The organism is Vibrio scophthalmi LMG 19158 (genome assembly GCF_000222585.1).
GTDB lineage: Bacteria > Pseudomonadota > Gammaproteobacteria > Enterobacterales > Vibrionaceae > Vibrio > Vibrio scophthalmi.
Map to the genome: position 1 here is coordinate 1 of NZ_AFWE01000068.1, position 14,801 is coordinate 14,801.

General features: G+C 41.2%; 10 protein-coding genes. 2 read left to right on the plus strand and 8 right to left on the minus strand.

Annotated features, from left to right (window positions below; all coding sequences use genetic code 11):
• Positions 1–296: 296 nt before the first annotated feature.
• Positions 297–599, plus strand: a complete 303-nt coding sequence (locus tag RH88_RS04435; RefSeq protein ID WP_005593733.1) for a hypothetical protein — start codon at positions 297–299, stop codon at positions 597–599.
• Positions 600–608: 9 nt separating this feature from the next.
• Here the strand turns inward: RH88_RS04435 and RH88_RS04440 are convergent, their stop codons facing one another.
• Positions 609–1,316 carry a hypothetical protein gene (locus RH88_RS04440; RefSeq protein WP_005593735.1) on the minus strand — a complete coding sequence of 236 codons (708 nt, stop codon included), beginning with the start codon at positions 1,314–1,316 and terminating at the stop codon, positions 609–611.
• Positions 1,317–1,416: 100 nt separating this feature from the next.
• On the opposite strand from RH88_RS04440, the gene RH88_RS23525 reads away from it, so the two are divergent.
• Positions 1,417–1,581: a hypothetical protein gene (locus tag RH88_RS23525; protein WP_160162581.1), complete on the plus strand. Its 165-nt coding sequence runs from the start codon at positions 1,417–1,419 to the stop codon at positions 1,579–1,581.
• Positions 1,582–1,724: 143 nt separating this feature from the next.
• On the opposite strand, the gene RH88_RS04450 is transcribed toward RH88_RS23525, so the two are convergent.
• From RH88_RS04450 to RH88_RS04480, 7 genes are all read right to left on the minus strand, one after another.
• A complete protein-coding gene (locus RH88_RS04450) occupies positions 1,725–2,036 on the minus strand; it encodes a hypothetical protein (RefSeq protein WP_005593738.1) in 312 nt (103 codons plus the stop codon).
• A complete protein-coding gene (pglZ, locus tag RH88_RS04455) occupies positions 2,014–3,993 on the minus strand; it encodes a BREX-3 system phosphatase PglZ (protein ID WP_005593740.1) in 1,980 nt (659 codons plus the stop codon). Before pglZ ends, RH88_RS04450 begins: the two co-directional genes overlap by 23 nt.
• 2 nt (positions 3,994–3,995) lie before the next feature.
• Complete coding sequence (locus RH88_RS04460) at positions 3,996–6,791, minus strand: DEAD/DEAH box helicase (RefSeq protein WP_005593741.1); 2,796 nt, start codon at positions 6,789–6,791, stop codon at positions 3,996–3,998.
• Positions 6,791–9,604 carry a DNA methyltransferase gene (locus tag RH88_RS04465; RefSeq protein ID WP_005593743.1) on the minus strand — a complete coding sequence of 938 codons (2,814 nt, stop codon included), beginning with the start codon at positions 9,602–9,604 and terminating at the stop codon, positions 6,791–6,793. The genes RH88_RS04460 and RH88_RS04465 overlap by 1 nt, the downstream gene beginning before the upstream one ends.
• Positions 9,605–9,666: 62 nt before the next feature.
• Positions 9,667–13,392, minus strand: coding sequence for a DUF6079 family protein (locus RH88_RS04470; RefSeq protein WP_005593745.1), 3,726 nt, complete (start codon positions 13,390–13,392; stop codon positions 9,667–9,669).
• Positions 13,389–13,898, minus strand: coding sequence for a BREX-3 system P-loop-containing protein BrxF (brxF, locus tag RH88_RS04475; protein ID WP_005593747.1), 510 nt, complete (start codon positions 13,896–13,898; stop codon positions 13,389–13,391). Before brxF ends, RH88_RS04470 begins: the two co-directional genes overlap by 4 nt.
• A complete protein-coding gene (locus RH88_RS04480; protein ID WP_005593748.1) occupies positions 13,895–14,800 on the minus strand; it encodes a WYL domain-containing protein in 906 nt (301 codons plus the stop codon). Before RH88_RS04480 ends, brxF begins: the two co-directional genes overlap by 4 nt.
• Position 14,801: the final 1 nt, after the last annotated feature.

Sequence of the window (14,801 nt, forward strand, 5' to 3'; positions counted from 1 at the left end):
CATGGCTTCGATAGTTTGTTAATCGAAGCCTGTTTATCACATGCAGATCAAAATGAAGTAAGAGCCAGTTACAATCGTTCTGATTATTTAGAACAGAGAAAAGATATTATGTGCTGGTGGGGAGAATATATCGAGCAAGCTGGTTCCGGAATAGAGCAAAGGCTTTAATTGCACAAGCTGTCGAAGCTGAGTTGCAAGAGATGCTGGCCAAACATAAAGAATTCATGGTTGATGGCAAGAAAGCCAATGATAACCTTCTTGGGGCTTACAAACACCGCCGGTGATAGGAACAAAACATGAAACAACTCAACACCTACGATACAAAAGAAGAAGGCGAAGCAGCACTTGCCAAAATAGATGAGCCCAAACGCCTTGCCAGTGAGCGTGACAGTACAGAAACAATATATAACTTATTTGGCACACCAAGCTGGGGGAACTTTTACAAGCTGGGCATGTTTAACCTCGTAGAGCTCAAAGTCATTGTTCAGCAAAAGCAAAACGCTCAGCGCTATGATGCAAAAAAGCACCGTGAGATAATCACGATGCTTGAGTATGCAGCGAAGAGCTTCGAGTTAGAAATCCCGAAACACTGGTTGTAGTTATTGAGGCTAAAGAAAAACAACCGTGTCCGACGATTGAAGATGTGCTTCTAGTTCTTTGTTAGTTTGCACATCTGATAAATCAAAAAACAGCTTAAATGGAAACCAAACCGTATCGTCATTTATACTTGATAGACTCCGACTAGAGCTTTGGTTTGAACGCATTATTGCTTCCACGAGCCAACCTTTTACCTCTGGTTGTTCAATAGATACTACCGTATTTAGCTCATAAACACCCTGCTTTGGATTTTTGAGCACTCCAAGGTTCATAAGAGTTCTTACAACAAATTGCATGCTACGTTTTATTGTAGATGTATCGCCATATTGTTCCGTTACACGATCTTCAAGCTGAGAGTATATAAAGGTATCGTTAAGTTTAGTCAACTTACCAATCTGACCTACAACAAAGGCAAAAAACGGGTACTTCGACAGCATCATGCCCCAATGAAACACCAAGTGTTGCTCACTATGCTCCATTAACAAGTTAGCCCCTCTCGATTGGAATCTTTCTGAGATATGCTTAGGTAGCTTGTTCCAAATTCCAAATAACAAATTCCGAGTTTTATCTTTTGCTACTTTACTGGTAAATGCAGGCTCAAGCATGGAATCAATCCGGCCTTTCAACGCCTGCCCTTCTATACCATTAGCGACCCAAGATGCCGTCTGTGCTAGCCAATCAGGCTCTAAGTGACGATTAAAACCAATTGAAACTTTCAATGCAACTCTCTCTATTTCTTAAATAAAACAAGGTCGTTTCCTTGTTGGTGAAGATCAAACCAAGTTGTCTCAAGCTCATTGACTGATACTGAGAATACAAATGGAAACCAAACTAGATCATCAAGCATATCTGCAAGAGAACGACTTCGATACCTTTGGTTATACATCAGAGATTGCAGAAGCCAGCTCTTATACTTACTTTCTACCTTATGTTCGAGCTTATACGCTTTATACGTCCTATTCATTTGACGCTCAAGAACTCTAAAATCGACCAGTGTTTTTAACACCGAACGAAGACTACGTTTAACCGTCTCGGTATCCCCGTACAGTTCAACAATGTTCTTTTGAACTTGAGCATAGGTGAACACCTCTGCGTGTTTTTTACGTCGCCCAATGAATCTTACTACATCAGCAAAAAAAATTGTTTTTAGCAACTAACATTCCCCAGTGCAATACAAAGTCTGGACGTTCACTACCAAGCACGGCTTCAATAGCAAACCGAGTAAAGCTTTCTGTGACATCATCAGAGTTAGGGGACCACAACTTGGTCAACTGATTTCGAGTTTTCCCTCTATTTACTTTACACGTGACCGAAGGCTCGAGCATCAAATCAATCTGTTCGTCGAGTTCTTTTTTTTGTTTTCCCTCGGCGACCCAGACCGCAACGGAATCTAACCATTGAATCTCGATATGACGACTAAAGTTGACTCTCTTTGACATGTTGCTCTCTCGTAACAATAGCTAATGGGACAACCACCTCATGTAAGCTAATCCCGCCATGCCCGACAATCTGTTTGCCTTTCTGGATGAACGCATGACGACCTCTACTCACAAGCGGATACAAATCCGATGGTAGTCCAAATTTCTTAGCTGGCCATTCTAGCACGTCTGCCTTATCATTCGAATATTCAACTGTATGTTTATACAGCCTAACTCTTTCACCTTTTGTCTCTGCTTTAACACCTTCATTTGGCCAACTTTGACCTATTGCTTCTTGGTTACCGTGATCAGCCGTAATCACCACTTCAAAACCAGAATCCAGTAAAGCCTCTATCTTTGAAGAAAACTGCCACAGCTCGAGCCATTTACTCACTGCAACATTTAGTAATGGCATCCCACCCTCAATTCCGTGCATCTGCTTATCTATATAATTGATAACGAAACCTGCAACCTTTAGCTTGGGCGAATGAAAGCGGTCTTTGAAGGATTCTAGATCTTTATGCTTCTCAAGAGTAACTTCATATGCTACTTCGGTCTTGCTTAAACCTTTATCTTCCCAAAACGCATGCCAGAGCGCTTTTTCTTTTGCGGTCGTATGCCATGAATCAGGAAATGAACGTGGCTGTTTGCCTGAGAATAAGGCCTGCCTCGCTATGGAGGTAATAGTTGGAACCCATGAAAAAACACCTCTCTCCTCAACTCGAACATGAGGTATATCAATAATGTGCTCTTTAACGTAATTCCACTGTTGAAACCCCATACCATCCATCACTAGTAGACACACCTTTTGACCTTTGCAGACTTTAAGGTTCAACCAATCCGGTATTTTATGCAGCATCTTAGGGAAGCGGGTTGTCGGCGTGTTTATCAGCTTGCCAAAGTTCGTTTGCAACCACGTTTCAAAGTATTCATCTACTTTAGAGTTTAAATTAGCAATCTCAGCGCTCAGAGCATAGATATCTGAACCTTTCAAAGAGTGGGATAACGAATTCAGTACACCAAGTTCGCGTGCGATCTCTTCCCACTTTTCTGAATCTTCAGGTAGCGGCAAGTCCTGCACGATGAATTGATCCGAAAGCTTATTAAATAGCTGCCTTACTCGCAATAAATCCCTAGACTCATCATCCGCGATAACTCCAACCCATTCCCAATCATCTTTTCCTAAGCCGTCAAAATCTACAGCTTGGAGAATCCCGTCAGCAAATAAATTATCAACAAATACTTTAATATCTTGGTCGTCAAATGGAACAACAAGCTCATCGTCAGGCCATGATGATTCCTTAATCTCATGCCTCTGGGCTTTTCGCTGCAAGTGAAGCAACCACTGCTGTTGAAGAAACGCGAAGAACTCTGTTCTATCAGGCACAACCCTTGAGAAATCCCAACGACTAAACTGCTCACGAACTTGGAGAGTTTCAATTAACCTCTCTTCAAAAACCAACGGCATCTCGATACCAAGGTAATGCTTTCGAATGAGCAAACGAACTAAATCTGTCTCAGATTGAACGATCTCCGGAGCAATTTTGTAGATATGTCGTAAGACAAAATCCAAACTAGCATTTCGGTTTAGCTTATCCGCACCATAGCTCTTCACTGCAGACTGCAGCTGCTCATAATCTTTAGGTAATAAAGCTCTCAGTACTGATGCATCCAACTCTGGTATCACTTCACTAATATCAAAATCAACACGCTTAGCTGAAAATTCAATATCATAAGGAATACTAGGCTGTTCATCGACAACCCTAATTAATAGAGCTCTGCACTCATCACTACCAAGCCATTCTTCAAAACATAACCTTAGTGCGAGAGGATCAGCATCCGCGAAAAGTACAGCTCCTGCCTGTTCGATTAGATCAGCTATTGCGGGTTCAAAACATAAATTATCAGGGTCGTTAACAATATAGTGAACAGGCTCTGTCAAAGCCATCTGACTAGTAAGCTTCTCTTGCCAGTTCATATCTATCCTTTAATTTCAAACACTAGATGAAGGTTTAACTCAGGGTATATCTCACGCTTTGCATCAATATCAACCTTCCATTGACTGTATTCAATATCCAACTGACGCATTCTATAGCTCTTAACTTCTGGCAGACCTATTCGTTCAATTGCATTTCTTCTGGCTTTGAAGGAATACTCTCCTTTCTCAACGCTAAGTTCTAGTTCGTTCAAATGCTCAGCTAGCATAGAATCAAACAAAATTTTTCCTTGGACCTCTGCAGACTCTCTAAGCAATTGATATGCTTTTTTAGACTCTGGATTTGAGCTTAAGTCGGACTCGATAATATCTGAACATATTGCATCCCACACTCGATTAGATGCGGTAGAGAAATACTGGCCTGCTGTATTTATATAGATTGGCAAATACTGCAATTGACGCTCATCCTGACCAGAAAATCGAACGCTCCAGAGGGACCAATACCCGGTCACACCGGAAGGCAGGGAAGGAACTCGAACAAGAGGTATGTTTTGGACTTCGCTCCAAATTGGTAAGTGTGTGCTCAAGCCTCTCACCTTTGGGTTTTCAAGAGTAATGTGCTTTAATCCTGGTGTTTTCTGCGCTTCCTTACCAATAAAGGTAATGTCTTCCCAGTTAGCGCCATCTGGCCATTTAACACATATCGCTCCATTCTCAGCACGAGTAAATGACGCATCCGCACCTTGAGAGCTCTTAAAACTTAGGTACTGATTCACCATCCGCTCAACCCAATAAGGCAAAGGGTGATCAATAACTTTCTGGTAATCACTTGGATTTAACGACTTACCATCTGAAAACAAACCGTCTTGAGAACGTTTATCTCGAGCTCCACCCTGAATCACTTTCAAGGCTTTCGCTAATTCCTGATCCATCGTTGCCGGGTTCGATATGGATTCCATAAAGAGCTCATCAAAGAGATGATTTGCCTCGGCTGAGTCAAGTACGTCACTAGTTTTATCTACTCCGAATTCATCTAAGATGACTTGAAGCTTCGATTCCAATACATCTCGCACTCTATGCTCCACAGAGTCTTCCAGTACAAAGTTTAGAGCTCGTACTACATGGGGCTGACCGATACGATCAACACGCCCAATGCGCTGCTCCATTCTCATTGGATTCCAAGGCATATCGTAGTTTACTATGACGTGACAAAATTGAAGGTTTAAACCTTCACCACCAGCATCAGTAGAGATCAAAAGTCGCGTATCACCAGCAAACGAAGCCTGTGCCCTTTTTCGCTCATGCATATCCATAGAGCCATTAAGCGTGACAACACTGATCCCCCTATCGGTAAAGAACTTCGTGAGCATCTGTTGGGTTGGTACAAATTCGGTAAAGACCAACATTTTTAGTTCAGGATCTTGTTCTGCTTGTTGAAGTTGATAGAGCCAATCAATCAGTGCTTCTGCTTTAGTATCACTTTCTTTGGCAACGCATTCGCTAGCAATATTTAACAAACGCTGTACATTAGCCTTCTCGTTTGCCAACGCTTGCTTGCTAGTTGCAATCAACTCATCTAATTGCGCTTGGCCATCTAGGTCCGCCCAGTCATCGGCAAAAGCTAGCGGAAGCTCATCTTCAATAACAGTATTCTCGAGTGACTGTAATCGCCTAGACAATGTCATTGCAATTGCTGCACTACTCGAGCTAACAAGGCGCTGCATCAAGATCATTAAAAAGCCAATAGCATTTTGTTTTTGAGCTTTTGCTTGGTTATAACCTTCTTTTACATACTCAGTGACTTCTTCGTACAAGTGCCTCTGTAAAGCGTGTCTACTCTTCCAGGCCACAGGAATTAGCTCTGTCTTTCTAGGCTTAAATAATGGCTTACCTGTGCCGTCTATTGATATTCGCTTTTCAGTTCTTACGACATAGGGCTGAACACGTTCTTTCGTAACACTCGAAACATCAGGAAAAGCCTCTTTATCAAGTAAGGCCATAAGTCTGTGAAAAGCGTCACTCTTGCCCTGGTGAGGTGTTGCCGACAGCAGCAATAAGTAGGGTGATGCTTCCGCCAGACCTTGCCCTAACTTATAACGTGCAACGAGCTCGGTACTGCCACCTAATCGATGCGCTTCATCGACGACAATGAGATCCCATCCGGCAGACAGCAAATCATCAAATCTATGCTTGTTGTACTCATGAACTTGTTTAACCGACCAGCCTTTTCTGCTCTCAATTGGCTTTATACTATCAACGGGACAAACAACCAAATCATGTCGAAGCCAAACATTGTCGTTCTCATCTACAGGTTTATTCTCCCCAGGGATGAGCAGATGAAATGATTCCCCAAAGTGAGTGCTCATCTCACTTACCCATTGGCTTACCAAGCCTTTAGGTGCACACACTAAGATTCGTTTAGCCATACCTCTTAGCTTAAGCTCTCGCATAACCAAGCCAGCCTCGATGGTTTTACCAAGCCCTACTTCGTCAGCAAATAGATAACGGACTTGCTTGCGCGACATAACCTTGTCAAGCGCTTTCAATTGGTGAGGCAATGGAATGATATTTGATTCTACAGGAGCAAGTAGAATGTCCTCTTTTTGGGCATTCGCTATTTTGGCTGCGATACCAATATAAGAGAAAAAATGTGTGCTAGGCGATTTATCCATAGAAGTTTTAGACAAATCATCCGAAGAAACTTTTACAACGCTATCTTGTTGTTGGAGCCAAACACGATAAAAGCTCTGGCCCCAAAGGCCAGAGCTTTCTATCACTTTCACGTATTGTTGATGGGCTTGACTCCAAGCCCAATCACCGACATTTAAAAGTGTTGCCATTACCACTCATCATCCTCGGTAGAGGTTAGCGTTAATGCATTATCGTAGAACATCAACAACTTCTCATCTTCCTGAAGAACCGCTGGTGGAATTTTCGCTGAGATATCCAAAATGGTTTGGAAGTCTTGAGCTTCCCAAGCTGTATTAAAACCAGCTCGCAGGGCTTCAGCTCGCGGTTGCTTGATTTTTTTCTTTTCCACTTTGTACGTTTCGAACTCTTTGAGCAATGCACGTAAACGCACCTTCTCTAAATCCGCTGCTTTGTTTGGATCTGGCACATACCAACGGTCCTTAGCTTTCGCAACAAGTTTAGGATCGCTCTTATCTAAACCACGCATATCTTTGAAGTTGGTAGATAAATAGGTGTGAATTTGAGCAGGAACTTCATCTTTACCATCATACTTAATGAAATTTTGCTCGAGCAATGTTGACAACTCCAGCTCTAACTCGTTTTTCTTCCAACCTGAAAGTTCATTCAAGAATAATGGATGAATCTCTGAGTAGGTTTTAGGTTTTTCTTTCAGTTCTTGACGCATCCATTCGATTGCAGACGCCTCATCATCCACAAAAATTGAAAGCTGCATTACTTCGTTAGATAGTGCTCTTTTTCTATCATACTCAGCAACTTGCTCTGGCAAAAATACCATCCCTTCTCGTTCTACGAATCTTTTTAATAAGCCTTTAAGGAAATCTTGGCTCGATAGTGGGACTTGAATACCTTTTCTAATACAAGTTGTAATAAGCTGATCAAATAATATCCTAGGGTCTCGTTCTGGAATCTTAACCAAGTCACTCCCTTGATATTTAGTTATCGGTAAAAAGCTTAAATGAGAACTTATAAACTCCCATACTCCTTTAAAATCATCAGTTTTTGAATTAAATACAATTTCTATATCATCTTTTGGCTTATATGCAGATATAACTAAATCTTGTTTCACAGCCGTTGTTGTTGTGACAGCTTTAAAGCTGCCTTGTTTTTTATCTAATGCGGAAACGTTAGCTACAATTAATCCAGACTCTCGAATTGCTGTCTGAATACTATTCCATACAGATGCCTTTGTATTTGAGAACTCTATTGTTATCCAATGCCCTGGTTTTAACACTCTTGCTGCTTCTTTGAAGCATTCACTCATAAGAGCGCGATAACAATCAAGGCTTTTAGATTGTGCTGAACTTTCAATTGCTTCTTTTTCAATTGCAGTTCTAACTTCAAGCCAAGACTCCCAAAGAAAACTCAATTCAGAATAACTAATATTTGAGCCGAATGGAGGATCTAAAAAAATGTAATCAACAGAATTATCTGGAATATTTAACTTTCCAGCATTTCCTGTTGAAATAGCACTAGTATTAGGATGTGTATCAACACGACTGAGAGTTTTAGGAATTCTGTTCAACCAGGTTTCAAAAGGTTGCACTTCTACAGAAAAAGAAGGAATATATAATGTTCCAGAAAGAGGGGTCCCGACCCATCCGCCGCCGCCATGGAAAAAGTATGATACTAAAAATCTAGTTAACTTAGATTGCCTAATTACTAAGCTATCCAACTGAAACTGTAGTTCTTTATAGTATCTTGATGATTTAATTCGTTCTTTTAAAGCAGAAAGAACGATCATATTTCTCTTCGTGTAGAAGTGATGTAAATGGGTTATTCCAGATGGATCATTTCTTCTTGTTTCCTTCCCTTCTATCATTCGATGATTAGGAAATGGGAATGTAATTTCACACTCATCAATAACTTTTAATAATTTTATATCATCAGAATCTGGGGATTTTTTATATCTTTTACCGTTATGTTTATATACGATTAACACAGGCACGGATTCAGCTTGAACTATTGTTTTTTTCAAAGCTGGATCAAATACAGTGGCATCCTTTCTTATCAACTGCTTTTTTACTAAAGATGCTGTGCAACATGAACATTCAATTGTGTTCTTTACCTTCCCTACTTCCTTATCAATTCCCTCATTCCAGAGCACTATCTCACCAGAGCACTCCGGACACAAAAACACATCTGACCAAACAACGCAATTAATGTCGCATTCAGAACCATCCGAATGTTTAGTTTTGTATAGCCAAGAATACTCTTTGAATATCTCATTAATTATATTTTCTGCCTCTAAAACAAATGATTCATTATCAATTGCTTGATTGTAATTACTAGATATCAGGGTCGCAATCGGAGCGATATCGTTTAACAAAATATTTCTTTTGCCTAGCTTAGAAAATGTTTCCCTCTTTGTCTCATTACTTTCAATATCAAAAAATTCTTGTTGAATGTCATCGTTATCTAGAACCCTATAACCCAAAGATTCTACGACACTTCGGTCTCCACACAACTGACCTGCTACACCAGTCATTCCTGAGCCACAGAAACTATCAAGAACTACATCTCCGGGTTTAGTGTAGTGAAGAATATAACGCATGACCGCTTTATGAGGTACTTTTGTATGATATGAGTGCGCATTATAGATAGGGTCGTTTTTACCTTCACTAACATCTGCAGCAAAAGGTTCCCTAAAGTACTCTTCCTCACTTAATTGTTTTTGGGATTCCCATAAATTTGCAAAGTCACTTAACCATGGATTTGGACATGCAGTGTAGAAAGGAGGATCAGAAAGCCCCAAAATGGCTTCATCCGTGCCGATAGGAAAGCCTTCAATGGCTCTAAACTCTGGATCTTTTAATTTTTCACGTAGTAATTCTGTAAAGTGATTTCTACGAGCTTCGTCACTCTCAAAAGTCATCCCCAGGCAATCTACTGGCCCAGGTGCTTTATTTTCGCCTTCAATATCAAACAGGTTATCTTGTTTCATTGTTCATTCTCTACAGAAGCCAGTCACTCGTACTGGCTTCTGGTAATTAGGTTAGAATTGGATTAATCAATAATGATTCGCACTTTGCTGCTGTCTTTACCTTTGCAATGAGTATTAAGCAGTTCTTCAAAGCGAGCTTTAACATCATCCAATGTTTGCGGCGTTCCTTTACCTAAACTTGCAACTAGATCCATTGTTGAGATTTTCACTTCTTCTAAGCCAGCTAAGGCCTCGTTTACGCCTGCAATAAACTCTTTACTCACAGGAGTTGATAAACTTCCTGAACTAATGAAAGCATTAATTTCACCGCGTTGGACTTCTGACAATAAATCCAGCTGTAAGAACGGGTCGGCTAACGTCGATTTAAGACTTTGGGTCCACTCTGACAACATCTCGGTTAGCTGCGTATCTAGCTCAACAAGACGTTCACTTGCTGAAGCTTTACTTCCCTCACTGCGTGGTGAGAAGTTAACAGGGTTTGGCGTCAATTCAATTGTTTTAGGGTCTATCGACTCAGCAACTTGCAAAGAGGCCCAATCTGACCTCCACTGCTTAACCTGCTCTGCAGGAAGTAATGAGATCCCAGAGAATGCTTCTAACGTTTGCAGACGTTCGTCGCCAATCAGTGCCGCTTTCTCTTTATCCTGCTCCATTGTTAAACGAGCCGATTGGTACAAAGAAACATAGCGCTGTGTATACGCTTTTTTAAGCTGTTGAAGATTTGCTAGATGCTCTTGCTTAAAGCTTAACTCTAAGCGTGTAGTTTTATCTTCAATACCATTTCTAAGTGCTAGCGCTGCATCTCGCACATCAGATTGCCACTCATCATTATCCTCAAGAATGAGCTGAGCTTCTTTAAGATATTGAGCGTATTCAGCAAAGCTATCCACCACTTCCGAAAGTTGTTTAAAGCTATTCCACTCTTTCAAAGTTTCTGCGTGCTCTACAATTGACTCCGCCGAGTCTTTGAAATTCTTGAGTTTACCTGGCGTATTGAAACGCTGCAGAGACTCAAGGAATGTTTTCGTTTTACCCAAACGATCTGCTAACAGTGTCGCTTCATTCTCAGCAAGGACATGATTACCCCACAACATAAGTCGATGTTTTACAAGTTGCTGATCATGTACGAGATATTTAACTAATTTTTCAATCTCTTGTCCCATAGTACGAACGACATTTTCATCACCTTGCTGAATAGACGTCGCTAAGCCTTCATTCATCCCAAGTAATTCAAGAACAGCTTTAATTGCACTGACATTAAAGTCTTTTGGTGCTTGAATGTGTTTAAAGTCAAGTAGTGTATTAAAATCAAGCCCTTTCAAAGCATCGACATCACTTGCCGTGATGACTTTACCTACAACTGATAGCTCTAATTCCCCGGCATGAACTAGCGTTGCTAAAATCACTAGTAACCATTCTGGCTCTAATCGGTAAGTGCCAGGTTTGAAGTATAGACGCGCATAAACTGCCTCTAACAATTCACTTTGGTTAACAACTTGACCATGGCCTTTTGCTGCTAGCACTTCTAGTACTGCTTGAGCATAGCGAGAACGTCTTGGTTTTAGCTTATCACCATCAAGTAATTCAAGTGCATCAAGTACAGCGGTAGCACGTTTAGTTGCAGCACCACCAGCTAAATAGCTCAATACATCTTTACTTGCGACACTAATGGTATCTTCAGTAATACGCTGTGAGAACTTAGGGTATTCTGGAGCAAGAGACTGGAAGTAGCCTTCCAGAATAAAGCTCGCTACCGCTTCAAAGATGTCTTTAACACTGCCATGGTCACTGTCTGCAATACCGGTGATATCGCGAACAGATGCTCCCTTCAACCAGTCCATAATTGGCTTCGACTTACCATTATATTGAACTTCAAACGCGTCTTTGATGTTGGCGCGAATCCATTTAATCATCTCACCAAGATAACCGTCCGCTTTGATTTTGTATGTATGCTGTGCACTGCCTGTTGCTAGTGCACGCAGCGCTACAGATGCCGCATAGTTCTTTAGAGATTGATTAAACTCTTCATCACGGTTCTTGAGAACGAACTGCACTTCGTCTTCACGGATAAACTCTTTCTTTTGCTTGGGCGGGTTCTCAGGCTGAATGAAATACATGTAGTAATCTAGCTGAGGTTTCGCGGTTTCACGCTCGTTAGGAGAACCAAGGAATAGCCAACCAGGACGACTAACGTTTCGGTCTAACCACTTCAGTTCATGCTGCCACATTGCTGTTTTTGATTGTTGAGAGTCTGTTTGCTCTAAGATCTCTAACATTGCCGCTCTGTAAGCAGAGTTGATGCTATCTGGGGACAATCCTGCGGCTTTCGCTTCAATATGTGCATCAAAGTCTTCGGTCTTTTTCAGATCCAGATAAAACTGATCGTTGGTTTTGTTCTTAGAGAAAAACTGACCATTAACAGTACGACGAACCTTAGTAAGAACAGTGACGATGTGATTTTCCAAGTTCTTGCTCTTATCGCCAGGCATGATCTCGATGTTCTTCAAATACAAACATAAAGAGTCACGTAGTTCAGCTGCTGTTGCGCCCATCTCTGCATAAATATCGCCTACCGCCATACGGTGGATTGCTAGACCTGCAACCAAACGTTTGGCAAACTCTTTCTCACCTGGAGTTGGGTACGCTTGATCAATACGATCTACTAGAAGCTCACCTGTTTCAATGACTTGACCAACCTCTGGGTTAGTCTTCATGCTTGGCTCACTGCTTAGCTCGTTCCAGTAGGTATCGTAAGAAAAGATCCCCGGCACATCTTGAGGCACTTCGTCTTCCATCAATTCTTTCATCTGACGGGAAAGACTTTTCAGTACTTGACGATTTTCAAGACCAGCCATTCGCACTCGTTCGAACGTATTGATGTAATCTGGGTGCACAGGGAACATACGAACAAACTCGTCTAAACGCTCGTTCATTTTGTCGTAATAAGGCGTAAACTTTTGCAGATACTCGCGGATCCATTCCTGCTGTTGGGCATCTTTCTTTAACAAGCGCTCAGCAACAACATACTTAATATCCTCACGAGCAATAAGTACTTGTTCTGCACGGTCGCGAATTCGTTTTACTTCCTTAGATAGAAACTCTAGCTGCGTGCTATCAAAAATCGCTTCCTGAACACCGGCCATAAAGCGGAAACGTGTACCATCAATAACCTCACCGATAACTCGTAGAATCGCAATGTCTAACGGTAGCTCCTGTTCATTACGTGAGCGGAAATAATCTAGCATCTCATCACAAACCAGAAGCAAACCATGATCTGGATATTTTTCATGGAATGTGGCCATCATCTCTTCAAAATAAGGTTTGTGGTTTGAAGAGATTTCGGTCATTGGAGGGAATTCATAGTCCACTCCCATATCGGCTAAGCCGTCAGTCAAATTTTGCGTAACGATATCAGTCAGTGCCATTTTTGATGCACCGATTTCAAATCGAATAACTTTAAACTTACCCGCAATCTTGTCTGATGCACTACGAACAACATCATTTGAAATATGGCTTGCTAAGTCAGGGAATTCTGCGACAGCGGAGATAACGGACATCAAGTGGGACTTACCTGAACCGTAGTTACCAACGATCCAAAGCGCTTTGTTATCAACAGACTCTTCATACTGAAGTTGTTCGATAATGACATTGCTCAGCTTCTGAGACATCTTATCTGAGATTACATATGACGAAACCAAGCCTGTCGCTTTATCATGATCACTTGAGTTTTTAAGCTGAATGTTCGCTGTTACTGATTCAAATTGAATCAAGTCGCCGTACTTCTTCATTTCACTACTCCGTTGCAGGCATCTATCACCTGAATATCGTTTAATTCTTTTAATAAATAGGTTTTGTAATCTGATTTACCTGGTTTGGAGTAAACCACTGACGTTTCTGTTATCTCTCCAGGCCATATAGCTACTACAGCGTGAGACTTAGTTACCATTTTTAATAGCATCATCGGATCGTTTTCTAAACTTGGCTCAAACAACACATCAAGCTTTGTTAGCCATACAGAACTTCCGCAATCATTGGCAATTTTATCCACTTCAACTTCAAGTAGCTTCACTCTATCCATAATCGACAGGCTAATTAGTTTACGTGCAAGCTCTTTCGATAGGTTAACCAAACGAATTGAGTTGTTTAGAACTTCTACCTCAATCTCGCGATGTAATTCCTTAGGGATAATCACTAATATCAATTTGAAGGAGCGATACTCTGCTTCTAAACATGCATTTTGAACATGTTGTAACAATTGATCTGTCAGGCGAAAACTAGTAATAGATGTGCTCATGAGCAGTCCTTACCATCTAGACCATATTTATCAGCCTGATAACCGGGTACCAACTGAATGTTTTCGACACCAAAAATCGATTCTACTTCCTTAAGCACCAAATGATATTGGTTTGAATCAAGACTGCGCGTTCTAGAGCAATCTACCGACCAATCGCGAAGAAAATAACCAGCGAGAGCTGCTCGTATTTCAACTTTAAGCTCACCACCAGTCATTGCGTAATCAAGTTCTATCGCTTCTTTAAAAGAAGCATTTGGGTGTGGTATCAGTGTCAAATCGACAATCCTGTTCCACTGCTTATCTGATGCTCGGGATTGAGTTTCACCTATTGAAGTACTTACGATGGATAGCTGCTTGAAACGAGTTGCAACAAAGTCTCTAAAGCTTGATGAATCACGATCATACGCACGGACATGCCATCGCTTACCATTATTGACTAATGCATGAGGAACTATAATTCTCTTCTTACATCCTGACGACAAAGACATGTATTCACATTCAACAGCTGACTTTTGAGTGATCGCGCGCATCAGTGTCGAAATCACATCCGCATTTGGATGGACAAGACTCAGATTGTCAATACAAGATGAGCTGTGCACTACAGGCGATGACATTCCGTCACCAAAACCTTTAGCTAAACCGTACAGGATTGATTCTGGTTCATGTTCAAACAGCGCTTGAAAACTCTCTAACCGATGATAAGACTTTGTCTGGTGGATCAGCTCCATATTCGCCGGAGCCAAATCCTTATACGTCGCGAAGTCCCTAGTTGCTGCTGCTAAACCAGTCTGAAACTTATCTATAAGATCCGCTCTACTAACTTCACCAAAATAATTCAAACTAAAGTCTATAAAAGCCAACCTTTCGCGCTGAGCATGAGACAGCTCTTCAAGTTTTTTCATA

Bases quoted from the DNA above. Each gene is read 5' to 3' on its own strand.
- RH88_RS04435 (WP_005593733.1), top strand. From the start codon at position 297: ATGAAACAACTCAACACCTACGATACAAAAGAAGAAGGCGAAGCAGCA.
- RH88_RS23525 (WP_160162581.1), top strand. From the start codon at position 1,417: ATGGAAACCAAACTAGATCATCAAGCATATCTGCAAGAGAACGACTTC.
- RH88_RS04450 (WP_005593738.1), bottom strand. From the start codon at position 2,036: ATGTCAAAGAGAGTCAACTTTAGTCGTCATATCGAGATTCAATGGTTA.
- pglZ (WP_005593740.1), bottom strand. From the start codon at position 3,993: ATGAACTGGCAAGAGAAGCTTACTAGTCAGATGGCTTTGACAGAGCCT.
- RH88_RS04460 (WP_005593741.1), bottom strand. From the start codon at position 6,791: ATGGCAACACTTTTAAATGTCGGTGATTGGGCTTGGAGTCAAGCCCAT.
- RH88_RS04465 (WP_005593743.1), bottom strand. From the start codon at position 9,604: ATGAAACAAGATAACCTGTTTGATATTGAAGGCGAAAATAAAGCACCT.
- RH88_RS04470 (WP_005593745.1), bottom strand. From the start codon at position 13,392: ATGAAGAAGTACGGCGACTTGATTCAATTTGAATCAGTAACAGCGAAC.
- brxF (WP_005593747.1), bottom strand. From the start codon at position 13,898: ATGAGCACATCTATTACTAGTTTTCGCCTGACAGATCAATTGTTACAA.
- RH88_RS04480 (WP_005593748.1), bottom strand. From the start codon at position 14,800: ATGAAAAAACTTGAAGAGCTGTCTCATGCTCAGCGCGAAAGGTTGGCT.